Genomic DNA, 24,658 nt, shown 5'->3' on the forward strand with positions numbered 1-24,658 from the left:
ATCCGGATGCAAGTCTTGAAACGATCAAACGCCCAGCAATTCGTTCAAGGTCTGCATCTTGGCTTCAAGCTGCGACGCTTCGAACGACTCGACGATCTGGCCATGCTCCATCACATAGAAGCGGTCGGCCAGCGGGGCGGCAAAGCGGAAGTTCTGCTCCACCATCACAATCGTGTAGCCCTTGGCTTTCAGGGTAGTGATCATGCGCGCGAGCGCCTGCACGATGACCGGCGCCAGGCCTTCGGAAATTTCGTCCAGCAGCAGCAAGCGTGCACCGGTGCGCAGGATGCGCGCCACCGCCAGCATCTGCTGTTCGCCGCCCGACAGGCGCGTGCCCTGGCTGTTGCGGCGCTCTTTCAGGTTGGGGAACATGTCATAGATCTCGTCGATCGACATGCCCTTGTCCGTCTTCGACACGAACGGCGGCAGCATCAGGTTTTCTTCCGCCGACAGCGAAGAAAAAATGCCGCGCTCTTCCGGGCAATAGCCGACGCCGAAATGGGCGATCTTGTGCGTGGCGAGGTTGATGGTTTCCTGGCCGTTGATCTTGATGGATCCCTTGCGGGTGCCGACCAAGCCCATGATGGAACGCAGCGTGGTGGTGCGGCCGGCGCCGTTGCGGCCCAGCAGCGTCACCACTTCGCCCTGGCGCACGTTCAGGTTGACGTTATGCAGGATGTGCGACTCGCCGTACCACGATTGCAGGTCGCTGATCTGCAGCGCCAGCGGCGCGTTGGAAGAAGATGTGCTCACGGTGGAATTCATGGTTGCCGAAGTTGCGGTAGTCATCAGTGCGCTCCCTGCAGCTCGGCGCTGGTCGTACCCATATAGGCTTCCATCACCTGCGGGTTGCGCGAGACTTCCGCATAGGTGCCTTCAGCCAACAGGGCGCCGCGCTGCAAAACGCTGATGCGGTCGCAGATGCCTGCGATCACGCTCATGTTGTGTTCCACCATCAGGATGGTGCGGCCGGCCGAAACTTTCTTGATCAGCGCAGTGACCCGGTCCACGTCTTCGTGCCCCATCCCCTGGGTCGGTTCGTCCAGCAGCATCAGCTCCGGTTCCATCGCCAGGGTGGTGGCGATCTCCAGCGCGCGCTTGCGGCCGTAAGGCAAATCCACGGTGGTGGTGTGCGCGAAATCGGTCAGGTCGACCTCGTCCAGCAATTCCATGGCGCGCGCGTCGAGCTGCTTCAGGCTCTCGCCGTTCTTCCAGAAATGGAAGGAAGTGCCGAGCTTGCGCTGCAAGCCGATGCGCACATTTTCCAGCACACTCATGTGCGGGAACACGGCGGAAATCTGGAATGAACGGATGATGCCCTGGCGCGCGATCTGCGCCGGCGCTTCCGATGTGATGTCCTTCCCGTTGAACAGGATCTGGCCCGAAGTCGGCACCAGGAATTTGGTCAGCAGGTTGAAGCAGGTAGTCTTGCCGGCGCCGTTGGGGCCGATCAATGCATGAATGTGGCCGCGCTCAATTTGCAGATTGACCGCGCTTACTGCCGTGAAACCCTTGAATTCCTTCGTCAGGTTCCTTGTCTCCAGAATGACGTCTGTCATAGTCTCATCTTTCCCTTTGATGCCCGTGCCGGTTTATCCGGTCATCGAGGCCTGCCCTGCTGCAAATCGCCCAACGCTTTTGGCATGAGAGACCGCGGTTCTTATCTGGCGAATTGAGAAGCTCTTTTTAATATTTGGCGCATAGTAGCCGAGTAGTACCATTCCTACAATACGTATAAGTACCGTATCGGCCAGCGCCTCAAAAATATTGTCTCACCCCCTGGAAAGCAGAGCTGATGCGACTTTCTCGGCGATCATCACCGTCGGCGAGTTGGTATTGCCGGATGTGATGGCAGGCATCACGGATGCGTCTGCCACCATCAATCCGGACACCCCGCGCACACGGCATTGCGAGTCCACCACCGCCGCCGCATCGTCGGCGCGCCCCATGCTGCAAGTGCCCACAGGATGGAAAATCGTCGTGCCTACTTCACCCGCGGCACGATAGAGATCCTCTTCAGTCTGGTATTGCAAACCGGGCTTGAACTCCTGCGGCATGTACTTCGCCAGCGCCGGCGCGGCGGCGATGCGGCGCGTCAACTTAAGCGAATCGGCCGCCACCTTCAGGTCTTCCGGCGTGGACAGGTAATTGGTGGTGATCTTCGGCGCCAGCGCATGGTCGGTGGAGGCGAGTCGCACATGGCCGCGCGAAGTCGGACGCAGGTTGCACACACTGGCGGTAAAGGCCGGGAAAGGATGCAGCGGATCGCCGAATTTTTCCAGCGACAGCGGCTGCACGTGATATTCCAGGTTGGCCCGGGCCTGCAACGGGTCGGACCGGGCAAAGGCGCCAAGTTGCGACGGCGCCATGGACATCGGTCCACTTTGCGTCAGCATGTATTCCAGGCCGATCTTCATCTTGCCGACAAGCGTGGATGCCATCGCATTGAGCGTCTTGGCCCCGCTGACCTTGAAGGCCGTGCGAATCTGCAGATGGTCCTGCAAGTTCTCGCCCACGCCTGGCAACGCATGCACTACCGGAATCTGGTGCTGCTGCAGGAGTTCGCCGTTGCCGATGCCCGACAGCTGCAGGATATGGGGCGATCCGATCGCCCCGGCCGACAGGATGGTTTCCTTCTTCGATTCGGCAAACCACTCGCTGCCTCCGCCGGTAAATTCCACACCGGTGCAGACCAGTCCATTCTCACCACGAGAGAATCGGAGTTTCTTCACATGCGAACCGGTCATAATGTCGAGGTTGCCGCTTTTCATCGCCGGCCGCAAAAACGCCTTCGATGCATTCCAGCGGATACCGCGTTTCTGGTTCACATCGAAATAGCCGCAACCTTCATTGTCGCCACGGTTGAAATCGTCGACCTTGGGAATGCCGTTTTCGGCAGCCGCCTCGCGGAACGCATCGAGGATGTCCCATCTCAGGCGCTGCTTTTCCACTCGCCATTCGCCCCCGGCGCCATGGAATTCATCGCTGCCGCGGTAGTAATCCTCGCTCTTCCGAAACAGCGGCAGCACATTGTCCCAGCGCCAGCTGTCATCGCCCGTCATGCGCGCCCACTCGTCGTAATCGCGCGCCTGTCCGCGCATGTAGATCATGCCGTTGATCGAGGAACTGCCGCCCAGCACCTTGCCCCGCGGGTAGATCAGGCTGCGCCCGTTCAGCCCGGGATCGGCCTCGGTGCGAAACATCCAATCGGTGCGGGGATTGTTGATGCAATAGAGGTAGCCCACCGGGATGTGGATCCAGATGTAATCATCCTTGGCCCCTGCTTCCAGCAGCAGCACCTTCACGCCGGGTTGCTTGGAAAGGCGGTTGGCCAGCACGCAACCGGCTGTGCCGGCGCCGATGATGATGTAGTCGTATTGCCCTGCCGATTGCATGGTGTCTCCGTTTTTTATTGGCCGTTCCGGCCGTTCTTATTCTTGCCTGCCGCCCCGGCCAAAGCCGGGACGACCATACCAAGATATCTTTACACGCAGATTACTTCGCCACCGGCATCGTGAACTCGGCCCCCTTGCCGATGGTCGCCGACCAGCGCTGCATGATGGACTTGTAACGCGTATAGAAGCGGATCCCCTCTTCGCCATAGGCATGCGTATCGCCGAACAGCGAGCGCTTCCAGCCGCCGAAGGAGTGCCATGCCATCGGCACCGGAATCGGCACGTTGATGCCGACCATGCCCACCTGGATACGGCGCGAGAACTCATGCGCGGTATTGCCGTCGGCGGTGAATAGTGACACACCATTGCCATACTCATGTGCATTAATCAGCTTCACCGCCTCGGCAAAGTCCGGCACACGCACCACGCACAGTACCGGGCCGAAGATTTCTTCCTGGTAGATTTTCATGTCGGTGGTCACGTTGTCGAACAGCGTACCGCCGATGAAGAAGCCGTTTTCATGGCCCGGCACCTTCAAACCGCGGCCGTCCACCAGCAGCTTGGCGCCGGCATCGACACCGCTCTGGATATAGCCCTCGACCTTGGCCTTGTGGGCAGCGGTCACCAGCGGCCCCATCTCGGCATCGTCCTCCATGCCATTCTTGACCTTCAGAGCCTTCACACGCGGAATCAGCGCGTCCACCAGCTTGTCGGCCACACTGCCGACCGCCACCGCGACCGAAATCGCCATGCAACGCTCGCCGGCCGAACCGTAAGCCGCGCCTATCAGTGCGTCGACCGCCTGCTCAAGATTGGCGTCAGGCATCACCACCAGGTGGTTCTTGGCGCCGCCCAGCGCTTGCGCACGCAGCGGGAAGGTACCGGCGCGCTCGGTTGCCTTGCGATAGATATATTCGGCGATCGGCGTCGAGCCGACGAAAGACACCGCCTGCACCTCGGGATGCTCCAGCAGCGCATCGACCGCGACCTTGTCGCCCTGGACCACGTTGAATACGCCATCAGGCAGGCCTGCACGCTTGAACAGCTCCGCCAGCATCAGCGAAGGCGACGGATCGCGTTCGGAAGGCTTCAGCACGAAGCTGTTGCCGGTAGCGATGGCGATCGGCGCCATCCACAGCGGCACCATCACCGGGAAGTTGAACGGCGTGATGCCGGCGGTGACGCCCAGCGGCTGGCGCAGGTTCCAGTTGTCGATGCCGCCGCCGATGTTGTCGGTGAACTGGGTCTTGAGCAGTTGCGGAATGCCGGTCGCGAATTCCACGATTTCCAATCCACGGGTCACCTCGCCCTTGGCATCCGAAAACACCTTGCCATGTTCCAGCGTGATCGCCTTGGCCAACGCATCGTGGTTCTGTTCGATCAGCTCCTTGAACTTGAACAGCACGCGTGCGCGCTTCAACGGCGCAGTCTCGGCCCAGGCCGGCGCCGCCGCGCTGGCAGCCGCCACCGCCGCATTGACTTCCTGCACCGATGCCAGCGACACCTTGGCCGCCACATCGCCGGTAGCCGGATTGAATACGTCCTGGCTGCGGCCGCTTTCCGATCGCGCCAGCTTGCCGTTGATGAAATGGTCGATGTGCGGGATGCTCATAAGTATTCCTTTGGTGATGGATATATCAATCCGGGCCGGATCTGTCTCCCGATCCTGTTGGCCCGTGGTGGAAGTGCCGATGAAAGCTAAATTAGGCAGACGTTGGAAGAATATCGCGACAATTCGATCCTATCCAATGAGTTATTATCAACAGAAATATAAGAACAACTTATAAACCTATCATTTACGACGTACGCGACTTAGTACGTGAAAAGCGAAATTAACAAGAATTAGCGATGGATATCATACAGTTACGCGCTTTTATCACAGTCGCCCGGGAAGGCAACCTGACCCGCGCCGCTGAAAAACTGCATGTCAGCCAACCCGCCGTCAGCCTGCAGATCAAATCGCTGCAGGAACAACTGGGCCTGGCCTTGTTCACCCGCACTGCCGCCGGCATGGTGCTGACGGCAGAAGGCAACAAACTGCTGCCATTGGCCGAACGCGTGCTGGCCGACCTGCAAGAGCTGCGTCGCCATGCGGCTGCCTTGCAGACCAGCGCCGACCACCTGTCCGGTTCGCTGGCCATCGGCACCATCCTCGATCCGGAATTCATCCGCCTGGGCGCCTTCCTCAAGCTGCTGGTCGAACGCCACCCGCAGTTATCCACCAAGTTGTCCCATCACATGTCGGGCTCGGTCCTGAATGAAATCCGGCACGGACGGCTGGATGTCGGTTTTTTCCTGGGCGACCCGGGCAAGGGTTTCCATGCCATGACGCTGACCCCTTTCACCTACAACGTGATTGCCCCGGCCGGCTGGAAAAGCCGGGTTTCCGGCAAAGGCTGGAAAGAACTGTCGCGCCTGCCCTGGATCTGGACACCGCCGGAGTCCGCCCATCACCGGCTGCTGAGCAAGGTATTCGCGCAACACAAGGTGCAACCGGACACCGTGGCCCTGGTCGACCAGGAGTCTTCCATGCTGGATCTGGTGAAATCGGGGGTAGGCCTGTCGCTGGCGCGGGAGTCGATTGCCCTCAGCCAGGCACATGCCCACGGTCTGGTCATCGCTGACGCAGTCGACCTGTCGACCGAACTGCGTTTCATCGCCTTGGAGAAACGTCAGAACGAAGATGCCATCAAGGCAGTATTTCAGGTGCTCCAGGAAATCTGGAAGTATTGAATTTTCGTTCGACTACCGCTTGCGGGTCTTGAACCAGCAAGCGGCTCCCTTTTATCCCTCCCCCTTGCCGAACAAAAACACTGGATGTCACCTCCGGTGCTTGTTGAGTACGCCGTCGTTGTTGAATTCTTCCTTTGAATTGTTTTTGTGGCGCTTTTTCAGGTTATCCCCGCAATTCCGCTTTTCTGTTTTTTAAATTAAAAGTTTATATATAAAGATAGTAGTAATAGTTAACGCAGGACTTTTCTGTGGATAAGCTTGTTTACCTGAATTGAATCAGCAATTTACGTCTTGGATAAACGCTTGGTAAGCTTCTGCATAGCTCAAGAACAAATATTGGATAAATTTTCGCTTTTGGATAATTCCCAGAGATATTCCCAATTCGCGCAGCAGATATGCAGAGACTTATCCACAGGCGCCTGAAATGAATGACCAAAAGCATCGATAAGCCGTCATTACGCCATCGCATCGAACATCCATCGTCACATGCCACCTGCTCAGCCCCATTCCATTGATATCCAGCCAGTCGGCCTGCGTTTTGAACAGCGTCCAGGACTATCGCTGCTGCAATCGGCCTTGGCCCAATTCATCCGCCTTCCCAATTCCTGCCGTAACGGCACTTGCCGTACTTGCATGTGCAAACTGAAGTCCGGCACGGTAAGTTACCAAATCGAATGGCCGGGGCTGACCAAAGAAGAAAAAGAAGAGGGCTGGATCCTTCCTTGCGTAGCTGAAGCGCAATCCGACCTGGTGTTGGAGGTACCCCTTGCGATCGACCTGGAAGGATGAGCTGAGCGCGTTCTGTTCGATCCATCAGGAAATCCTGTTTTTCACATGGATGGAAATATCGCTTTGGTCAGATGAGTGAATTCAGGAGGGGTTGGGATGTTGGGGATGGTGTTTTTCCCGGAATTCGGGTTTTCTGCTCTTTTGAATAAGTCTATATATATAAATAGTAGGTAATAGTTAACACAGGCCCTTTTCTGTGGATAACCCGGTTTACCGGAAAAAAATCATGGGGTTGCGAAAAGTATAAACACTTGGCAAGGCGTGTATGGCCGAAGGACAGTTCTTGGATAAAAAATCGGCCGTGAATAACTTCCCTAGTTTTCCCCAATCCATGAAAAAGTTATCCAGACCTTTATCCACAGGTTGAGCTGCTTCCTGTGGAAAACGTGAGCCGAATGGCAATTTTCAGTAATTCCGCATTTTTTGCTGTTTCAAGCCCGTTTCAATCGGATTTCCAGGGGCGATAGGCCGTTTCGAAAGCATTTTTGGATGGTTTGGGCTTCCCCAATAACCTGCCCAAATACTGACGGCTGGAAAAGAACCGCCAAAAAAGACAAAGGCCGGGAGAGTTATCCCCCGGCCAACGATGTTAAAAAATCAAATTTCTTCTATGCCTATTTTTTAGGCGAAACTTTCCTGGCACTGGTTTTTCCCGCTGGCGGCGCTTGCGGCTGCTTTTTCACTTCCTCCAGCAGATTGGCACAATCGGCCTTTTGTTCGCCATCCACGTTGATCAGCGGCAAGATGGCGGTCACCGGCGCCAGCAAGCCCAGCGCCAGCGCTCCGCCGGCCCGCAGCGCCAATACCGCCTTATTCACGCCGACATCCGGATTCTTGAACGTGCCCGATACGTACAGCGGCGAACGCAGCGAGATAATGCGCAGGCCCTTGCTCTTGGGATGGATGGTCAGGTCCAGTTTTTCCTGTTTCATGTCCACCGTGCCGTCGGCGCTGATCAGCGCATCTTCGGTATCCAGCACGAAAGTACGGATATCCATCACCCCATTGCTGACCGGAAAATCGCCGGCCAGGCAATTGAGCTTCACCTCCTTATCGCCGAACAGCTTGCTGATGACGATATTGCCCACATTCAGGCCAGCCGCTTCCAGCAGGAATTTGCTGATGGCGCCCTGGTTGACCAGGGTCTTGACCTCGCCATTGGCCGAACCCAGCATCGCCGCCACCGAATTGCCGGTCGCACTCAACTTGGCATCGCCGTTGATTTCGCCAAAGCTGGTTTTGGACGCGTCCAGTTCCGGATACAGCTTCTGGATCTTGATGCGACGCGCCGACAAGCTCATATCGGACTTCATCTGTTTATCCTGGCCATCGAGGCGGATGGTCGAACTCAGGTTGCCGCCGGCCACGCCAAAGCTCAGCGGATCCAGCGTCAACACCTTGTCCTTGAGAACCAGGTGCGCTTGCAGGTCACTGATCGGCAGGTCCTTTTGCTTGACGATACGTTTGCCGGTCAGTTTGACGTCGGCGTCCAGCGTGCCCCAGGCATCGGTGCTGAACTGCTTGACCGGCAGCACCTTGCCCGCCGGCTGGCGTTCCTGTGCGCCGCGCTGCATTTTTTCCTCATTGGAGTCGGCCCCGATCAGCGGCGCCAGATCCTCGAAACGCAGCAAGTTGGAAGTGATGGCGCCGTCCAGCCGCGGACGTGGACCGCTGGTGTTGTAAGACAGCGTGCCTCCCACATCGCTGCTGCCGACCTTGCCGGTGAATTCTTCATAGCGCCATTCGCTGTGGGTGGCGTCGATCTTGCCGAGCAGATGTCCTTCGGTGGCGAAGGGCGGCGTTTCCGGCAGCAAGATCCCGGTCAGCGGATACAGGTTGCCCATGCTGGCGCCCGAGACCGACAGGCGCAGATCCAGCGCCGCCAGCTGGGCCGGTTTGGTCAGCGTGCCGCGCACGCCGATGGCGGTCTTGCCTACCTTCACGCTGGCTTGCAATGGATATGGCTGTTGCCGATTCTGCAGCGAGAGCACGCCGCCGGCACGGCCGTCACCTGAGACCGGTGCGCCGTTGAAGCTGCCCTTCAATTTCCAGCCCAGGCCGTAGACCTTTTCCTTGTCGGGGTCGAGGGTGTCGATCTCGGCCTTGATGTCGATTTTCTGGATGGCGTCATCCAGTTTGAATGTGCCCTGGCGCAGGATCAGCCGCCCCAGTTTCAGGTTCCACTCGGAAGGTCCGCTATCGCTGCTCTTGAAGGTCCAGTTGTTGGCGTTGTCCTTGTTGCGCAGGAGTGCGAGGTCGGGATTGTGGATTTCCAGCGTCGGCACCGAGATGTCATGCACCAGCAGCGGCACCGGGTTGAGCGTAAAAGTGACCTGCTTGATCGTGGCCATCTTGCCGGACTGGCTGAAGGCATCGGGATTGGCCAGCGTGATGTCTTGCGCCTGCAGCCGCGGCCAAGGCACCCAGCTCGACCATCCGGATTGCGATGGCGCGGTTTCTCCGGCGCGTTGCCATTGCAGCGAGAGGTCGCCGTTGATGGCGAATTCGCGTCCGATCGATTCGGATACGCGCTGGTTGATCCAGGGCTTGGCCCGGTTCCAGTCGAAGGTGAGGAGGAAGATCACCGCGGCAGCGATGACGATGAAAAGGCTGGCGACGAGCCACAGGATTATTTTTCGGATACGCGGCATTGGCATGGTTGTTCCCGTGAGGGTTTTGATCAACATGCGCCGATGCGACGGTCTCCGGAGATGTCCGGTACAGGCGATCCCGGCAGCCGCCTGTCTCCTGGGCAGCCGCGGGGTTCCAACGGGATTCTTATACCTGCATGCGCCGCATCAGCGCTTCATGTTGATACGACCGAATTCGTCATGAGTCGTTGCACTCAAGTGCGCGCGCAGCCATTTGTGCGCCGGATTGCGCGCATCGCGCTCGTGCCACAGCATATCGACGTGTTCTTCCGGCGTCTGGAATGGCAGTTCCTTGACCACCAGCACTTCGGCCATGCCGGTGGCGGCCACCAGGTGGCGCGGCAGCACCGTCAGCAATTCCGAACTGGCAACGATGCGCCCGGCCGTGAAGAACTGGTTCACCGTCAGCAGGATCTTGCGCTCGCGGTTCATGCCGGCCAGCACGTCGTCGATCACCGCATGCGGCTTGCCCGACAGGCTCACCAGCAGGTGGTCGGCCGCGCAGTAGGTGTCCAGCGTCAGCGGCTGGCCCGCCAGCGGATGGTTCTTGTGCATCACGCACACGTATTGGCCGGTGTACAGCCGGGCATGGCTGATCTGGCTCTTGGCCATGCCTTGGCCATCGGCCAGTTGCGCCGTCACGCCGGGGAAAAAGCCGACCGCGAGATCAATGTCGCCGCGCAGCAGCATGGCGCGCGGGTCGCGGGTGGTCAGCGGCATCATGCGGATCTTGATGCGCGGCGCGTCGCGCATGATGGTGCGCACCAGCGACGGCAGCCACAGCGCCGCGGTCGCGTCCACCATCGCCATGCGGAAGGTATTCTGGGCCCGCGAGATATCGAAGCTTTCCGGCGCGATCACCGCTTCCAGCTCGGACAGCGCCCGGCGCACGGTCGGCCACAGTTCTTCGGCGCGCGGCGTCGGCTTCACGCCATGGGCGGTGCGGATCACCAGGTCGTCGTTCAGGGTATCGCGCAGCCGCCGTAGCGCATTGGAGACAGCCGGCTGGGTCATGGCCAACAAGTTGGCCGCGCGCGTCAGATTCTGCTCCGTCATGACTGCATCGAATACGCGCAGCAGGTTCAGGTCCAGGGTCAGGAAGCTCATAGGGCGGGCCTTTGCGGCGGAAAGTGGATCGCGAATGAATTCAGGAAATCGCTATTCACGAATTATATAACTGATATCCGAAAAGGAAATTGGTCAAATAAATACGAGTTCACTACACTGCAATGCAACATAACACATAACGTCAAGGATCGAATCATGGCAACCATCGCACAAAGCACCGTTAACACCACATTCAAGAGCAAGTTCGCAGCCGTCATGCGCAACATCTTCATCCACTTCGTGAAGGCCCACGAGCTGCAAGCTGTCGCCCTGGTCGCCGCCGAACAGGATCGCGCCAGCGGTTCGCGCCAACTGAACCGCATGGCCGACAAGTTCGAAGCTACCCAGCCGAACCTGGCCGCTGAACTGCGTTTCATCGCTTCGCGCGGTTAATTCGCAACATTGGCCGGGCGGGTGCTGATAAAGCGCCGGCGGCAAAGCAGTACAAGATTCAAGTTTTTACCGGCCGTGCGCGATTCGCTGCGCGGCATGGCGGCAGGCCCAACCGGCCACCGCCTCCGGTGTCAGGGATTTCGGTTGTTCAGGCGCGTACGGCGCCTGTGTTGACGCTGATTCGATCAACGCGTCTGGACACCGATCCGTTGTCTCCTCCTCCCTCTTTAGGAAGGATTAACCCCGCAGGCCATGCCTGTGGGGTTTTTTTTCGCGGGTACAAACGCCCGCTGCTGAGGCTACACCAGCAAGGCCGGTGAGATATTCACAAACCACTCGCCGGCAATCCCGCCCTGCCATATTCATCATCGCTATATCTGATATGAGAACTCTAAAGTAGTCATACAAACCTTGTAAACATATACTGCAATGCAACAACAGTGAGATTGAACGCGCCTGATGCGCACCGAAACGAATTATCAGAGGTAGAAATATCATGTCCTTCCTGAACCTGGCCTTTCCCGCCGAAGCTGCGATTCCTTTCGCGCAGACGCTGATCGGCATGCTGGCGGCCTACATGCGCCCGGCCTTGGGTCTGGGAGCACTGGTAACTGTCCTGATGGTGTTCAAGCCGCTGCTCATGGGAGTGGCGCAAGCCGCCCTGGTGCTGGTCAAGCCGCGCAAGTCGCTGGAGCAACGCATCCTGGCGCACAAGTTCAGCGGCAAGCGCATGTTGAACCGCATGGCCAATGAATACAGCCTGACCCAACCGAATTTCGCCAACGAACTGCGCAACATGGCCGCGCGCGACTAAGCGAGCGCCAGTCGCCGTTCCAAGGCAAGCCGACTTCTAGTCGAGTAGTAACCTGAGGTTTTGTAGTACGTACTGTGTCTCCTCCTCCCTCTTTAGGAAGGATTAACCCCGCAAGCGCAAGCTCGCGGGGTTTTTTTTATCTGTGCCTGTGGAGCCGGCCGCTCCCGGCAGCAGGCAATCGTGATAACTTTGGCAGTCCGGCAACACTTATATTCACGCTAGAAACATCATGTGCCAGCTTCTTGGGATGAACTGCAATACCCCGACCGATATCGTCTTCAGCTTTACCGGTTTCGCCACCCGAGGGGGATTGACCGATCATCACAGCGACGGCTGGGGCATCGCCTTCTTCGAAGGCTCAGGCGTGCGTACCTTCGTCGACCACCAGGCCGCCATCGATTCCCCGGTGGCCGAGCTGATCAAGCAGTATCCGATCAAGTCGCAGCACGTCATCGCCCACATCCGCAAGGCCACCCAGGGCCGCGTGGCGCTGGCCAATTGCCATCCCTTCGTGCGCGAGCTGTGGGGGCGCTATTGGGTATTCGCCCACAACGGCGACCTGAAGAACTTCACGCCGGAACTCGACGGCCCCTACCGCCCGGTCGGCACCACCGACAGCGAACAGGCCTTCTGCTACATCCTGCAAGAGTTCCGCAAGCGCTTCGGCGACACGCTGCCGCCGCTGGCCGAACTGCGCGCCGCATTGCGCGAGATTGCCGACTACATCGCCGGCCACGGCACCTTCAACATGCTGCTCTCGGACGGATCGGCACTCTACACGCACTGCTCCACCAACCTCTACTACATCATCCGCCAGCACCCCTTCGCCACCGCCAAGCTGTCGGATGACGACCTGTCCGTCGATTTCGCCCAGGTCACCACGGTGAACGACCGCGTAGCCGTCATCGTCACCCAGCCGCTGACCAACAATGAGGTCTGGACGCAATATCAGCCGGGCGAACTCAAGGTATTCGTGGATGGCGAAGTCATCGCCTGATACGAACCGGGATATTTCCAAAAAGAAAATCCATCGGGGTTATCCCCGGTAAACCGCATGCGCGGCCCCTTGCTAAAAAAATAATGTCCGAATCGACCATTTCCTGTCGATGGATATGATTTTTTACTCTGCCAATCTGCCTCGCGCCCTGTGGATAACTTTCTCCCGGCGGGGTAAAATGCGTCCCTTGTTTGCGCCTCGGCCGACATTGTTTTTTATCCACCGGTCCTGACCTGAATCCGTTCAACGGCGCCGCACTACTATTCAATAAGAAAGCTTCATGGAAAACTTCTGGCAGACCTGCTCCATCAAACTTGAGCAGGAACTGACTCCGCAACAATACAGCGCTTGGATCAAGCCGCTGATTCCGCTCGACTATGAAGACGGGCTGCTGCGCATCGCCGCGCCCAACCGTTTCAAACTCGACTGGGTCAAGGCCCAGTTTGCCAGCCGCATCACCAACCTCGCCAGTGAATACTGGGAGTCCCCGATCGAAGTGCAATTCGTGCTCGACCCGCGTGTGGGCCAAGCCCGGCGCGCGGCAGCGGCCACCAACGGCGGCGCCGATACGGGCCACCAGGCAGGTGGCGGCAATGGCATTTCCGGCCTCGGGCTGCCCTCGGCCCAGGCTTACCAGTCCGAACCGGAGCCCGTGCGCGCGGTCGCGCCGCGCCAGGAACAGTCGCGCATCAACCCCGTGTTGACTTTCGACAACCTGGTCACCGGCAAGGCCAACCAGCTCGCCCGCGCGGCCGCCACCCAGGTTGCCAACAACCCCGGCGTGTCATACAACCCGCTGTTCCTGTATGGCGGCGTGGGCCTGGGCAAGACCCACATCATCCACGCCATCGGCAACCAGGTGCTTGTGGATAACCCCGGCGCCAAGATCCGCTACATCCACGCCGAGCAATACGTGCGCGACGTGGTCACCGCCTACCAGCGCAAGGGTTTCGACGACTTCAAGCGTTATTACCACTCGCTGGACCTGCTGCTGATCGACGATATCCAGTTCTTCGGCGGCAAGAGCCGCACCCAGGAAGAATTCTTCTACGCCTTCGAAGCGCTGATCGCGGCCAAGAAACAGATCATCATCACCAGTGATACCTACCCCAAGGAAATCAGCGGCATGGACGACCGCCTGATCTCCCGTTTCGACTCCGGCCTGACGGTGGCGATCGAGCCGCCCGAGCTGGAAATGCGGGTGGCCATCCTGATGAAAAAAGCGGCAGCCGAAGAAGTCGTGCTGTCCGACGACGTCGCCTTCTTCGTCGCCAAGCACCTGCGTTCCAACGTGCGCGAGCTGGAAGGCGCGCTGCGCAAGATCTTGGCCTACTCGCGCTTCCACGGCAAGGACATCACCATCGATGTCGTCAAGGAAGCCCTGAAGGACCTGCTCTCGGTGCAGAACCGCCAGATCTCGGTGGAAAACATCCAGAAGACCGTGGCCGACTTCTTCAACATCAAGGTCGCCGACATGTACTCGAAAAAGCGCCCGGCCAACATCGCCCGGCCGCGCCAGATCGCCATGTACCTGGCCAAGGAACTGACCCAGAAGAGCCTGCCCGAAATCGGCGACCTGTTCGGCGGCCGCGACCACACCACGGTGCTGCACGCCGTGCGCAAGATCTCCGCCGACCGCGCCAAGAGCCCGGAATGCAACCACGAGCTGCACGTGCTGGAGCAGACCCTCAAAGGCTGATCCGGCAAGCTGTTCGCCATGCCGGCAACATGCCGCCCACGTGAGTTGGGCGGCATTTTTATTTGTAGAAGCCGAAGCGTTGACCGCCGATATGCGATAAACGCCACATGGTTCCGGACCTTCTCCGGCACAACGATAAAGCGGCCGGCGACCGCCCCGCCCCCTCGCCATCCGGCCGCCTGAAAGCCGCCCCGGCCCGCGATCCCAGGGATTTCGCCGCACCAATACTGATCCCGGACAATCCAATCGCCAAAAGTACTCGTTTCCTAGGCAAAAACTTACGTTCAAGGGGGATGATTGGTACAATGGAAGGCGATATTTCGCCGGCGGACGCCAGGGCCGCCCAGCACGCGGAAAATTCGCGGGATATCGTGGAAACTTCGGAGAAAACCTCTTTAAAAATGGGGGATTTGCCTTCAAATGTTCCTAAGGTGTTGTCAGGTAAGCCGGATGGTTCATGGTTGTGATCAAAAACACAATAATTTGCCCGCCAAAAGCTTGCCGGCGACATCGGAACAGGTTTCGGACCGGCTGAGGGCAGGCCGTGCAAATGCAGGAGCGTTGCGTATTCCAGGCAGGTTCCGGTTGTTTTCACCAGAGGGGGAACACGCGCGACATTTGCATGAGCGGCCAGTCAGCCAACGGCATCCTTTAAACCACTATTAGCAAGGACAAACAGACTATGCAATTGGTTAAAACCCAAAGAGACACGCTCCTGCGTCCTCTGCAGATCGTGAGCGGTATTGTCGAGCGTCGGCACACATTGCCGATTCTGGCCAATATCCTCATCCGCAAGGACGGCGAGAAAGTGTCTTTCCTGTCCACCGATATCGAAGTGCAGATCACCACGCACGCCGAAGTCGGTTCCGGCAGCGAAGCCATCGCCACTACCGTGGCCGCGCGCAAGCTGCTCGACATCCTGCGCGCCCTGCCCGATTCCGGCGAAGTCTCCATCTCGCTTGCCAACAAGCGCCTGACCGTGCAATCCGGCAAATCGCGCTTCGCGCTGCAGACCCTGGCCGCGGAAGAATTCCCCACCGTCGCCCAGGCCGAGCAGTACAACGCGCAAGTCACCCTGCCGCAAAAGACCCTGAAGCACCTGTTCAACATGGTCCACTTCTCCATGGCCCAACAGGACATCCGCTACTACCTGAACGGCCTGCTGCTGGTCGTCGAAGGCAAGAACGTCATCGCGGTCGCCACCGACGGCCACCGCCTGGCCTTCTGCCAGGTCGCCACCGAACAGGAATTCCCGCGCCAGGAAGTCATCATCCCGCGCAAGACCATCATCGAGCTGCAGCGCCTGCTCGACGAGAGCGATGAAGAAGTCAAACTGGAAATCGCCAACAACCAGGTCAAGCTGACCTTCGCCGACATCGAGCTGATCTCCAAGCTGGTCGAAGGCAAGTTCCCCGACTACACCCGCGTGGTGCCCAAGGGCTACAAGAACGGCTTCACCATCAGCCGCGAACAGCTGCTGCGTTCGCTGCAGCGCGCCGCCATCATGACCAGCGACAAGTTCAAGGGCGTGCGCTGGGTGATCGCTCCCGGCAGCCTCAAGATCAGCTCCACCAACGCCGACCAGGAAGAAGCGGTCGAAGAACTCGAAATCGACTACGGCGGCGACACCGTCGACATCGGTTTCAACGTCAGCTACCTGCTCGACGTGCTCAACAACCTGAAGAACGACTACGTCAACATCGCCCTGGGCGATGCCAACTCGTCGGCCCTGGTCACCATCCCGGACAACGCCGACTTCAAGTACGTCGTCATGCCGATGCGCATTTAAGCGTTGCCGCGTGCAAGCGAACGAGGGGCCGTCTGAGACGGCCCCTCAGTCGCTTTTAAGAATTCCGTTTTCAGCCGTACCCCTGTCGCATTTTGTAATTTCTTTGTCGTTTCACCCGCAGTCTCTAGTCGTTTGGCTAGCTTTTTCAGAAGGTAACCATGTCCTCCAGCCCAGCAGACAACACCAACTCCGCGCAACAAAGCTACGGCGCCTCCTCCATCCAGATCCTGGAAGGCCTGGAAGCGGTGCGCAAGCGTCCCGGCATGTACATTGGCGATACTTCTGACGGCACCGGCCTGCACCACCTCGTGTTCGAAGTGCTGGACAACTCCATCGACGAAGCGCTGGCCGGCTACTGCAGCGAGATCCACGTCACCATCCACGCCGACAACTCGATCTCGATCACCGACAACGGCCGCGGCATCCCCACCGGCCTGAAGATGGACGACAAGCACGAACCCAAGCGCTCCGCCGCCGAAATCGTGATGACCGAGCTGCACGCCGGCGGCAAATTCGACCAGAACTCCTACAAGGTCTCCGGCGGCCTGCACGGCGTGGGCGTGTCCTGCGTGAACGCACTGTCCAAGAAACTGCTGCTGACCATCCGCCGCGACGGCAAGGTCCACTCCATGGAGTTCGCCAAAGGCGTGGTGCAAAACCGCGAACTGGAAACCATCGACGGCATCCAGGTCTCGCCGATCAAGGTCATTGGCGAATCCGACAAGAAGGGCACCGAAGTCCACTTCTGGGCCGACGAAGAAATCTTCACTCACGTCGAATTCCACTACGAAATTCTCGCCAAGCGCATCCGCGAACTTTCGTTCCTGAACAATGGCGTGCACATCAAGCTCACCGACCAGCGCACCGGCAAGGAAGAAAACTTCGCCTTCGAAGGCGGCACCCGCGGTTTTGTCGAGTACATCAACAAGAACAAGAACGTGCTGCACCCGACCGTGTTCCAGGCCACCGGCGACAGGATGTCGGACCAGAACACCAACATCTCGGTCGACGTCTCCATGCAATGGAACGACGCCTTCAACGAGCAAGTGCTCTGCTTCACCAACAACATCCCGCAGCGCGACGGCGGCAGCCACCTGACCGGCCTGCGCGCCGCGATGACCCGCGTCATCAACAAGTACATCGACGAGAACGATTTCGCCAAGAAAGCCAAGGTCGAAATCTCCGGCGACGACATGCGCGAAGGCCTCACCTGCGTGCTCTCGGTAAAGGTCCCCGAACCCAAGTTCAGCTCGCAGACCAAGGACAAGCTGGTCTCAAGCGAAGTACGCGGTCCGGTCGAAGAAATCGTCGCCAAGACGCTCACCGACTACCTGATGGAAAAGCCCAACGACGCCAAGATCATCTGCGGCAAGATCGTCGAAGCCGCCCGCGCGCGCGAAGCCGCGCGCAAGGCCCGCGAGCTGACCCGCCGCAAGGGCGTGATGGACGGCCTGGGCCTCTCCTCCAAGCTGGCCGACTGCCAGGAACGCGACCCGGCGCTGTGCGAACTCTACATCGTCGAGGGTGACTCCGCGGGCGGCTCCGCCAAGCAGGGCCGCGACCGCAAGTTCCAGGCCATCCTGCCGCTGCGCGGCAAGGTCCTGAACGTCGAAAAGGCGCGCTTCGAGAAGATGCTCTCTTCCGAGCAGATCACCACCCTGATCGCCACGCTGGGAACGAGCATCGGCGCCGACGAATTCAACCCGGACAAGCTGCGCTACCACCGCATCATCATCATGACCGACGCCGACGTCGACGGCGCCCACATCCGCACCCTGCTGCTCACGCTGTTCTACCGCCAGATGCCGGCGCTGGTCGAGCGCGGCCACATCTACATCGCCCAGCCGCCGCTCTACAAGGTCAAGGCCGGCAAGGACGAACGCTACCTCAAGGACGACCTCGAGGAAGCGCAATACATGATGCAGATCGCCCTGAACGACGCCGAACTGAAACCGGCGGAAGATGCAGCCGGCATCAGCGGCGACGCCTTGGTCGAACTGGCCCGCCAGTACAACACCGCCAACGCCATCATCATGCGCCTCACGCGCGCGATCGACGAAGCGGCGCTGGACGCCATCATGAACGCCGGCGTCACCCTGAAGATGGAAAACCTGGAACAGGCCGAAGCCACCGCCGCCGAACTCACCAAGGCCATCGCGGACCCGACCGTGCAAGTGGTCGCCAAGCTCGACGAACTCTCCGAAAAGGTCGCCCTGCACATCCAGCGCCGCCACCACGGCAACATCAAGGCTACCGTGATTGATGCCGACTTCGCCTCCGGCCCCGATTACCAGGTGTTGTCGAATGCTGCGCAGACCTTCAAGGGTTTGATCCGCAAGGGTGCCGTTATCGCCCGCGGCACCGGCGAAAAGCGCAAGGAGTCCGCCATCACCGACTTCCGCCAAGCCATGGCCTGGCTGCGTGATGAAGCTGAACGCGGCGTCAACAAGCAGCGTTACAAAGGCCTGGGTGAGATGAATCCTGAGCAGCTGTGGGAAACCACGATGGATCCGACGGTGCGCCGTTTGTTGAAGGTGCAGATTGAGGATGCTATTGCGGCGGATCAGATCTTTATGACGTTGATGGGGGATGATGTGGAGCCGCGTCGGGCGTTTATTGAATCTAATGCGTTGCAGGCGGGGAATATTGACGTTTGATTTTGCGTCATTAAGTACGTTTTTGGAAAAGGCCGATGAAGTTCATCGGCCTTTTTTATTTTGCCGAGAGACTTTACGGAGGATGTGAGCTTTATGGGAAAAAGCTCTGCGACAACAGAAAAGATATATTGTTTGACCTTTGTTTGTTTGAAGAATAATTTCGATCCGAAGCCCAAAAAAATATCAAGATTCGATGCAAGAATAAGAGGCTGGATTCTAATAATTCATATATTGATCAAAGGGGTGGGGAGTGAGAACAAGTCGCGTATGGTCGCTACTTACCGTAGAAAAAAATGATCTCCAATACGGTGGAAATAATGGGTACTTGGACCGACCAGAGAATTCATATCGTTATGACAGTGAGGTACCCAATCACAAACAACTGGCGGTGGGGGATTTGGTTGTTATCCGTAGTAAAACAAGGCTAATAGGAATCTCGTTAGTTCAGCACATCGAACGAAATGAGAACAGTGAAAAGCATCGTCAACGCTGTCCTGAGTGTAGATCAACCAATATCAAGACGCGAAAAAAACTCCCAAATTGGAAGTGCCATAAATGTGGATTTCAATTTCCACAGCCTGTAGGGGAAAATGCCTTGGTCACTTCGTATGACGCGTCATATGGAGCAGCATTTATTGCTATGCCTGATGGAATTCCCATTGATTTAATTAAGTCGTCAATATTGCGACCCAGTGATCAGCTCTCGATAGCGGAATTGGATCTGGCTAAACTTGAAGATGCGATTCTCGCGGCTAACGGTGAAACACGTTCTTTGATCCAAGGTTTCGTCAGTTCGCTGTCGGTCGGCGCAACCGAGGCCAACTTTGATACAGGATCTGAGGTTCTGGCTTATATGCCGTCGGCGACAGATTCTCGGCAGGAGGTGCTTCGTGCGATCAAGCTGCGTCGCGGGCAACGAAAATTCAGGGACGGTCTGATTCGCATTTATGGCGCGAAATGCATGATTAGTGGATGCGAGTTGCTCAGTGTTTTGGAGGCCGCACATATCGATTGCTATCGAGGCGAAGAGCATAACCACACTGAAAACGGTTTATTACTGCGAGCGGACCTGCATACATTGTTCGATTTGGGATTGTTGGCTATAGATCCGGATTCGCTGACTGTCAGAGTACATGCAGAGGCAAAAATCGGTACTGACTATGAAAAATTTGACGGGTATGAGTTGCGTATCAAAGGCAGGCATTTACCATCAAGTACTGCCCTGTCGAGGCGATGGCAATTGTTCTTGGCGTCATTAGCTTAATCGATTCTTTAGGCTCTACAGCGCTTTAATTGTCGTTGAGTGGCCACTCTTTAAATGAGGCAGAAGGGGTTCGAATAGCGTCAGGTAGCCACTGCAACGCTTCGCTATTATCCGAGTTTCGCGTCAGCCCACACTCCCAAATCACGATTACTTTCCATTCTGAATTTTCTAGTGCAGCCAAGTGGCGACGGTCTCTTTCTCGATTCTTGGCAAATTTCGCAGCCCATTTTGATTGATTGGTCTTTGGAGTTGCTGCCTTCTTGCATTTGCGATGTTGATGCCAAAAGCAGCCATGTACAAAAATGGCTACCTTGTACCTTGGGAGTACGATGTCCGGAGAACCCGGAAGTCGTTTATCGTGAATTAAATATCGGAATCCTCGAGCATGCAAAAATGATCGGACGTGTTTTTCCGGTAGGGTGTTCTTCGAACGTATACCCGCCATCATTCTTGATCGCGTGGAATTGTCGACTACATCCATGCTTCCTGGTATCCTAGTTATTTAGTTAATTGACTTCTAGGGAATGGCTCACTCAGTCACCGAAAATTCTATTCCGATCGTCGATCTATTTGCTGGACCCGGGGGGCTCGGTGAAGGATTTTCCGGACTGTCTCAGAACGCGTTCCATATTGCCGTATCAGCGGAAATGGAAGCGTCCGCCCATCAAACGCTTCGACTACGAGCTTACTTTAGAATTCTGAAGCGAAAAGGTCCAGAGGCACTGCGGCCGTATTATCTGTATTGCAATGGCGAAGCCGAGCATCCTTACGACATGGCCTCTCTTGCGGACTGGGAGTGTGCGGGGAAAGAAGCGCTACAACTTACATTGGGTGAAGAAAAGGACAATCTTCGCTTGGAGCGTGTTCTGAAAGAACAAAAGATTGGACCAGCTATTCCGTGGGTACTGATCGGTGGCCCCCCTTGCCAAGCCTACTCTTTAGTGGGGCGCTCTCGAAACATGGGTACTGCTACCTATGTTCCAGAGAAGGATCATCGACACTTTCTGTATAAAGAGTATTTAAAGATTATTCAACGTTACAGACCGGCGGTTTTCGTCATGGAGAACGTCAAGGGTATATTGTCTGCTTCCGTTGGCGGCAAGCGCATATTCGAAACGATTTTGCGTGACTTGGCAGATCCTGATTTGGCCATGGGAAGCAAACCAGGAAAATACGGCTATCGTATCCACTCCCTGTCCTGCCAGACATATTTTGACCGGAGCATGGATCCTGACGACATCAATCCTAAGGACTTCGTCCTTCGATCTGAAGACTATGGTATTCCGCAGGCACGCCACCGCGTCATTTTGATTGGTGTACGGGAAGATATTGATATCGCTCCTAGCGCATTGCAAAAACACTCAGAATACCGGACTGTGGAGGAGGCCATTGGTTCGTTGCCTCCATTGAGGAGTCGATTGAGCAAGGAGTCGGACAGTCCTGAACTGTGGGCAGATGCTGTAAATCGACATCTCAAGGACATGCGAAGTGCAACGGTAGGTAACCATGAGATGGCCGATGTTCGTGCTGAACTAGGAAAATATGCCGGAAAGATTGCATCGAACATGGAGTCTGGTGCGTTGAGGTATCCACGGCGCAAGGGCGACCGCTCACAAGATTCCCCACTTGAAAAATGGTACGCGGACAAGAATTTGAAAGTCTGGCTCAACCATGATGTCCGATCACATATGAGTAGTGATTTGGGGCGATACGCATATGCATCGGTATTTGCCGGAGCGAGAAAGAGATCGCCATCCGGACATGAGGAGTTTGATCTATTGGAAACTCTTCATCCTAATCATGAAAACTGGACGAGTGGAAAATTTAAGGATCGGTTCCGGGTACAACTCAAAGACATGCCGTCAACGACAGTGACAAGTCACATTGCCAAGGATGGTCACTATTTCATTCATCCTGATCCCGCACAATGCAGAAGCTTGACTGTGAGAGAGGCCGCGCGCTTGCAGACTTTTCCGGATAACTACTTTTTCCAAGGAAATCGTACGCAGCAATATCATCAGGTCGGTAACGCTGTACCACCCATGTTGGCCCAGAAGATCGCTAAGAAGGTGCTGATGCTTCTTCAAAATTCGCAGTAGAAATATCTCGCAATGTCATGGGGTCAATTTATCCGACAACATTGCGAGCGGTAGCTCGATGACTGACTATTTTTGTGCTGCATGCCGAAACCCCTCGTCCTCGGCAGCCTTTTTGAAAGCTATTAGTTTTTTCCAATTTGCTTCCTGATTCAATTTCAGGAAGCCTTGAGTTGTACTGGCCCGCTGCAGTAGAGCTCTGTCGGTAGGTGAAAAAATATCTGTCCGATTTCCTGTCCACGCGTGCAGTGCCGCCCAGTAGCCGGACATGCAAAGAGCGAGGGTTTCCGCTTGAAGATTGATCCCAATATCAACTGATCCCTTTTTCTTTTCTTCGACCTTTTTTTCGCTGTGAGCCTCTTTGGTGATTGCCATCGCCTTGATGCTGACTTCCCAAGGAAGTCGGAGTTGACTGATGCTTTCCCAGCATGCTTCTTTCTTGCACCATTCACCGACGTTCTTTACTCCTGGTGGCGGAAGAAGTAGCGACGTCTGAATATGCGGTGCGAGTTGCTCGAGACGTCCGGAAATTTCCGGACCTGCGTCTTGGTTGTTCCAAACACGTTCCAAGTCAATTTCGCCACCAGCCTTGCGGACATCATGTGCGAGCTTGGCAATTGTATAGGTGACGATGTTGATTCGATAACCACCTTCGTACCATGAGTTTCTGGCGGCATCGACGATAGATTCCATTTTCTTCCAGATGATGGCGATGGCGACCATGGATTTGAAGTATTCGTCACCATAGGACGCACTGATGGCTTGCCAATGTTCTGCTTCGGTTATGTCACCGTCCTTGCTTGAAAACTTCGCTGCAAATCGTGAGAAATTTTTTTGCGCACCCAAACTGACCCAGTAAGGTTTTTCCTCCCAAGAGTGGCTGTATTTGGCGAGGTCAGTTTTGCTGATCAGTTGTTCCGGTGGATATTGTAGTTCGAATGACGTTTTCTCTGATTTGCTCAGATAGAGGCGTTCATTTTGGAATTGGCCACGTGAGCGCTCATAGAACCATTTGCTCTGAATACGGTGACCTGCAATGGAACGAGTAAGAAGTCGACGAGAAACTTCTTCCATTTTGCGATGGAACGGGTGATTAGCGAAAAAGTCGGCTGCAGCGACCTTATTTTGAGTATTCGAAAATTCAGCAATACTGGGGATCAGTTCCTGCGCCTTCTCGGGCAAGACCTTTGTAAGCTTCATCTGCACTGAAACATCCTGAAGGCTCAATTTGTCCTTCTTTCTGGCACTCAGGATGCTTGCGGTCGTTTGACCACCGTTGACGATTTGCAGATCGATTAGATTGGTGATGACGTGCTGACCGTCAATGCTCTGAATGGTCACATCGGATGCCGTTGCAGCAATGCCGTTGTTATAGGCAAAGAAGAGACTCGGCTCATCCTGAATGGTTGCTCTGATCCCCTTGTTGACGCCGCCCTTCATGCCGAGGAAAGATCGCACGTTACCTTCAAGGAGCCGGCTTCCATATCGATCGAATAAGTCGGCTAACTGATCGCCCCGGATCACGCACAAATACGAGCGCAAGGTATCGGACTTGGCAGCCTCGATACAGGGTATTCCGAAACCGCCTAGAGTGGTCAGATCAATGTCAACAACCTCTCGCTCACGGTTGGACTGATAGATCGCAGATAAGCGTTGTAAATCCCAAATGTGACTTTCGACAGGAATGCCTGCTATTTCACCTTGGAGTTCTTCCTTGAATCTATTGCTCAAGACCGAGTTGCTGAAAATATGAAAGCGGATTCTGTTGATTTTTCTCTGCTCATTGCGTAGCTGCAGCGCTAGCTCATAGGCCGGGTTGGCCTCGGTAATGCGCTCGCAAAGATCATTTTCGATCGACTCTCGGATAAAATTTTCCAACCAGCCGGACATCTGACTCACCGTGGCGCTATTCAGTGTCTGCGGTGAAGACGTATCCTCCCATTTACCGATGACCAATCCAATACTGCCATCAGATTCATCCAAGCGGTTGAAACCATGAAGCTTCATTGTTCGGTTTCTGCTTGTAGTTCCTTGATATTCGATGCTTTCGAATTCACCAAAAACAGGATCGTCTTCGAGACGGTCGGCAACTTCGCTGATGAAGGCAAGGGTATCAACCAGATGGCTGGCCGTACTACGTCGTGCTACAAGCTGGGACAACTCGACCAGAAATTCATCGATCTGCATTTACAGCCTTTCAAATTTGATAGGGTCCTAGCGAGGTCAGCGAGATGCCGTAGGAAAGGTGGACGATTCCATTCGGCAGCATGCGGT

The 24,658-nt window shown here is 56.4% G+C and carries 19 protein-coding genes; 11 read left to right on the forward strand and 8 right to left on the reverse strand.

What is annotated here, in order from left to right:
- Positions 1-24: 24 nt before the first annotated feature.
- From AKL28_RS13335 to AKL28_RS13350, 4 genes are all read right to left on the reverse strand, one after another.
- Positions 25-765, reverse strand: a complete 741-nt coding sequence (locus tag AKL28_RS13335; protein ID WP_050468636.1) for an ABC transporter ATP-binding protein — start codon at positions 763-765, stop codon at positions 25-27.
- 23 nt (positions 766-788) lie between these two features.
- A complete protein-coding gene (locus AKL28_RS13340) occupies positions 789-1,559 on the reverse strand; it encodes an ABC transporter ATP-binding protein (protein WP_050468637.1) in 771 nt (256 codons plus the stop codon).
- A gap of 213 nt (positions 1,560-1,772) precedes the next feature.
- Positions 1,773-3,395: a GMC family oxidoreductase gene (locus tag AKL28_RS13345; protein ID WP_050468638.1), complete on the reverse strand. Its 1,623-nt coding sequence runs from the start codon at positions 3,393-3,395 to the stop codon at positions 1,773-1,775.
- Between the two features lie 100 nt (positions 3,396-3,495).
- Positions 3,496-5,007 carry a CoA-acylating methylmalonate-semialdehyde dehydrogenase gene (locus tag AKL28_RS13350; RefSeq protein ID WP_050468639.1) on the reverse strand — a complete coding sequence of 504 codons (1,512 nt, stop codon included), beginning with the start codon at positions 5,005-5,007 and terminating at the stop codon, positions 3,496-3,498.
- Positions 5,008-5,243: 236 nt separating this feature from the next.
- Between AKL28_RS13350 and AKL28_RS13355 the strand changes: the two genes are divergently transcribed.
- Positions 5,244-6,128, forward strand: a complete 885-nt coding sequence (locus AKL28_RS13355) for a LysR family transcriptional regulator (RefSeq protein WP_050468640.1) — start codon at positions 5,244-5,246, stop codon at positions 6,126-6,128.
- A gap of 486 nt (positions 6,129-6,614) precedes the next feature.
- The gene (locus AKL28_RS13360; RefSeq protein ID WP_050468641.1) at positions 6,615-6,917 is read left to right on the forward strand and encodes a 2Fe-2S iron-sulfur cluster-binding protein; all 303 of its coding nucleotides are present in this window, start codon (positions 6,615-6,617) and stop codon (positions 6,915-6,917) included.
- A gap of 614 nt (positions 6,918-7,531) precedes the next feature.
- On the opposite strand, the gene AKL28_RS13365 is transcribed toward AKL28_RS13360, so the two are convergent.
- A complete protein-coding gene (locus AKL28_RS13365; RefSeq protein ID WP_174525347.1) occupies positions 7,532-9,568 on the reverse strand; it encodes an AsmA family protein in 2,037 nt (678 codons plus the stop codon).
- A 147-nt stretch (positions 9,569-9,715) separates the two neighbouring features.
- The gene (locus AKL28_RS13370) at positions 9,716-10,675 is read right to left on the reverse strand and encodes a LysR family transcriptional regulator (RefSeq protein WP_050468643.1); all 960 of its coding nucleotides are present in this window, start codon (positions 10,673-10,675) and stop codon (positions 9,716-9,718) included.
- A 156-nt stretch (positions 10,676-10,831) separates the two neighbouring features.
- Here AKL28_RS13370 and AKL28_RS13375 point away from each other — a divergent pair, with 156 nt between their 5' ends.
- The 8 genes from AKL28_RS13375 to AKL28_RS13405 all read left to right on the forward strand — a co-directional run bounded on the left by AKL28_RS13375 (position 10,832) and on the right by AKL28_RS13405 (position 20,288).
- On the forward strand, positions 10,832-11,068 hold the full coding sequence (locus AKL28_RS13375) for a hypothetical protein (protein WP_050468644.1): 237 nt from the start codon (positions 10,832-10,834) through the stop codon (positions 11,066-11,068).
- Positions 11,069-11,564: 496 nt separating this feature from the next.
- The gene (locus AKL28_RS13380) at positions 11,565-11,882 is read left to right on the forward strand and encodes a hypothetical protein (protein WP_050468645.1); all 318 of its coding nucleotides are present in this window, start codon (positions 11,565-11,567) and stop codon (positions 11,880-11,882) included.
- A gap of 229 nt (positions 11,883-12,111) precedes the next feature.
- Positions 12,112-12,879 carry a class II glutamine amidotransferase gene (locus tag AKL28_RS13385; protein ID WP_050468646.1) on the forward strand — a complete coding sequence of 256 codons (768 nt, stop codon included), beginning with the start codon at positions 12,112-12,114 and terminating at the stop codon, positions 12,877-12,879.
- A gap of 280 nt (positions 12,880-13,159) precedes the next feature.
- Positions 13,160-14,578 (forward strand): chromosomal replication initiator protein DnaA, encoded by a 1,419-nt coding sequence (gene dnaA, locus AKL28_RS13390; protein WP_050468647.1) that lies wholly within the window; start codon positions 13,160-13,162, stop codon positions 14,576-14,578.
- 107 nt (positions 14,579-14,685) lie between these two features.
- Entirely contained in the window at positions 14,686-15,045 is a 360-nt protein-coding gene (locus tag AKL28_RS24495) for a hypothetical protein (RefSeq protein WP_156226337.1), read from the forward strand.
- Positions 15,046-15,260: 215 nt separating this feature from the next.
- Positions 15,261-16,367, forward strand: coding sequence for a DNA polymerase III subunit beta (dnaN, locus tag AKL28_RS13395; protein ID WP_050468648.1), 1,107 nt, complete (start codon positions 15,261-15,263; stop codon positions 16,365-16,367).
- Positions 16,368-16,525: 158 nt separating this feature from the next.
- The gene (gene gyrB, locus AKL28_RS13400) at positions 16,526-19,024 is read left to right on the forward strand and encodes a DNA topoisomerase (ATP-hydrolyzing) subunit B (RefSeq protein ID WP_050468649.1); all 2,499 of its coding nucleotides are present in this window, start codon (positions 16,526-16,528) and stop codon (positions 19,022-19,024) included.
- Between the two features lie 595 nt (positions 19,025-19,619).
- Positions 19,620-20,288: an HNH endonuclease gene (locus tag AKL28_RS13405; protein WP_156226338.1), complete on the forward strand. Its 669-nt coding sequence runs from the start codon at positions 19,620-19,622 to the stop codon at positions 20,286-20,288.
- 25 nt (positions 20,289-20,313) lie between these two features.
- On the opposite strand, the gene AKL28_RS23925 is transcribed toward AKL28_RS13405, so the two are convergent.
- Positions 20,314-20,769, reverse strand: a complete 456-nt coding sequence (locus tag AKL28_RS23925) for a very short patch repair endonuclease (RefSeq protein ID WP_082221490.1) — start codon at positions 20,767-20,769, stop codon at positions 20,314-20,316.
- 43 nt (positions 20,770-20,812) lie between these two features.
- Between AKL28_RS23925 and AKL28_RS13410 the strand changes: the two genes are divergently transcribed.
- Positions 20,813-22,387, forward strand: a complete 1,575-nt coding sequence (locus AKL28_RS13410; RefSeq protein WP_050468651.1) for a DNA cytosine methyltransferase — start codon at positions 20,813-20,815, stop codon at positions 22,385-22,387.
- Positions 22,388-22,453: 66 nt separating this feature from the next.
- Here the strand turns inward: AKL28_RS13410 and AKL28_RS13415 are convergent, their stop codons facing one another.
- Complete coding sequence (locus tag AKL28_RS13415; RefSeq protein ID WP_050468652.1) at positions 22,454-24,571, reverse strand: AIPR family protein; 2,118 nt, start codon at positions 24,569-24,571, stop codon at positions 22,454-22,456.
- Between the last annotated feature and the right edge of the window lie 87 nt (positions 24,572-24,658).

This window comes from Herbaspirillum chlorophenolicum, from assembly GCF_001189955.1.
Lineage (GTDB): Bacteria > Pseudomonadota > Gammaproteobacteria > Burkholderiales > Burkholderiaceae_D > Herbaspirillum > Herbaspirillum chlorophenolicum.

Bases quoted from the DNA above. Each gene is read 5' to 3' on its own strand.
- AKL28_RS13380 (WP_050468645.1), top strand. From the start codon at position 11,565: ATGTCCTTCCTGAACCTGGCCTTTCCCGCCGAAGCTGCGATTCCTTTC.
- AKL28_RS23925 (WP_082221490.1), bottom strand. From the start codon at position 20,769: ATGGATGTAGTCGACAATTCCACGCGATCAAGAATGATGGCGGGTATA.
- AKL28_RS24495 (WP_156226337.1), top strand. From the start codon at position 14,686: ATGGTTCCGGACCTTCTCCGGCACAACGATAAAGCGGCCGGCGACCGC.
- AKL28_RS13340 (WP_050468637.1), bottom strand. From the start codon at position 1,559: ATGACAGACGTCATTCTGGAGACAAGGAACCTGACGAAGGAATTCAAG.
- gyrB (WP_050468649.1), top strand. From the start codon at position 16,526: ATGTCCTCCAGCCCAGCAGACAACACCAACTCCGCGCAACAAAGCTAC.
- AKL28_RS13375 (WP_050468644.1), top strand. From the start codon at position 10,832: ATGGCAACCATCGCACAAAGCACCGTTAACACCACATTCAAGAGCAAG.
- AKL28_RS13355 (WP_050468640.1), top strand. From the start codon at position 5,244: ATGGATATCATACAGTTACGCGCTTTTATCACAGTCGCCCGGGAAGGC.
- AKL28_RS13345 (WP_050468638.1), bottom strand. From the start codon at position 3,395: ATGCAATCGGCAGGGCAATACGACTACATCATCATCGGCGCCGGCACA.
- AKL28_RS13360 (WP_050468641.1), top strand. From the start codon at position 6,615: ATGCCACCTGCTCAGCCCCATTCCATTGATATCCAGCCAGTCGGCCTG.
- AKL28_RS13335 (WP_050468636.1), bottom strand. From the start codon at position 765: ATGAATTCCACCGTGAGCACATCTTCTTCCAACGCGCCGCTGGCGCTG.
- AKL28_RS13370 (WP_050468643.1), bottom strand. From the start codon at position 10,675: ATGAGCTTCCTGACCCTGGACCTGAACCTGCTGCGCGTATTCGATGCA.
- dnaA (WP_050468647.1), top strand. From the start codon at position 13,160: ATGGAAAACTTCTGGCAGACCTGCTCCATCAAACTTGAGCAGGAACTG.
- AKL28_RS13410 (WP_050468651.1), top strand. From the start codon at position 20,813: ATGGCTCACTCAGTCACCGAAAATTCTATTCCGATCGTCGATCTATTT.
- AKL28_RS13365 (WP_174525347.1), bottom strand. From the start codon at position 9,568: ATGCCGCGTATCCGAAAAATAATCCTGTGGCTCGTCGCCAGCCTTTTC.
- AKL28_RS13415 (WP_050468652.1), bottom strand. From the start codon at position 24,571: ATGCAGATCGATGAATTTCTGGTCGAGTTGTCCCAGCTTGTAGCACGA.
- AKL28_RS13350 (WP_050468639.1), bottom strand. From the start codon at position 5,007: ATGAGCATCCCGCACATCGACCATTTCATCAACGGCAAGCTGGCGCGA.
- AKL28_RS13385 (WP_050468646.1), top strand. From the start codon at position 12,112: ATGTGCCAGCTTCTTGGGATGAACTGCAATACCCCGACCGATATCGTC.
- dnaN (WP_050468648.1), top strand. From the start codon at position 15,261: ATGCAATTGGTTAAAACCCAAAGAGACACGCTCCTGCGTCCTCTGCAG.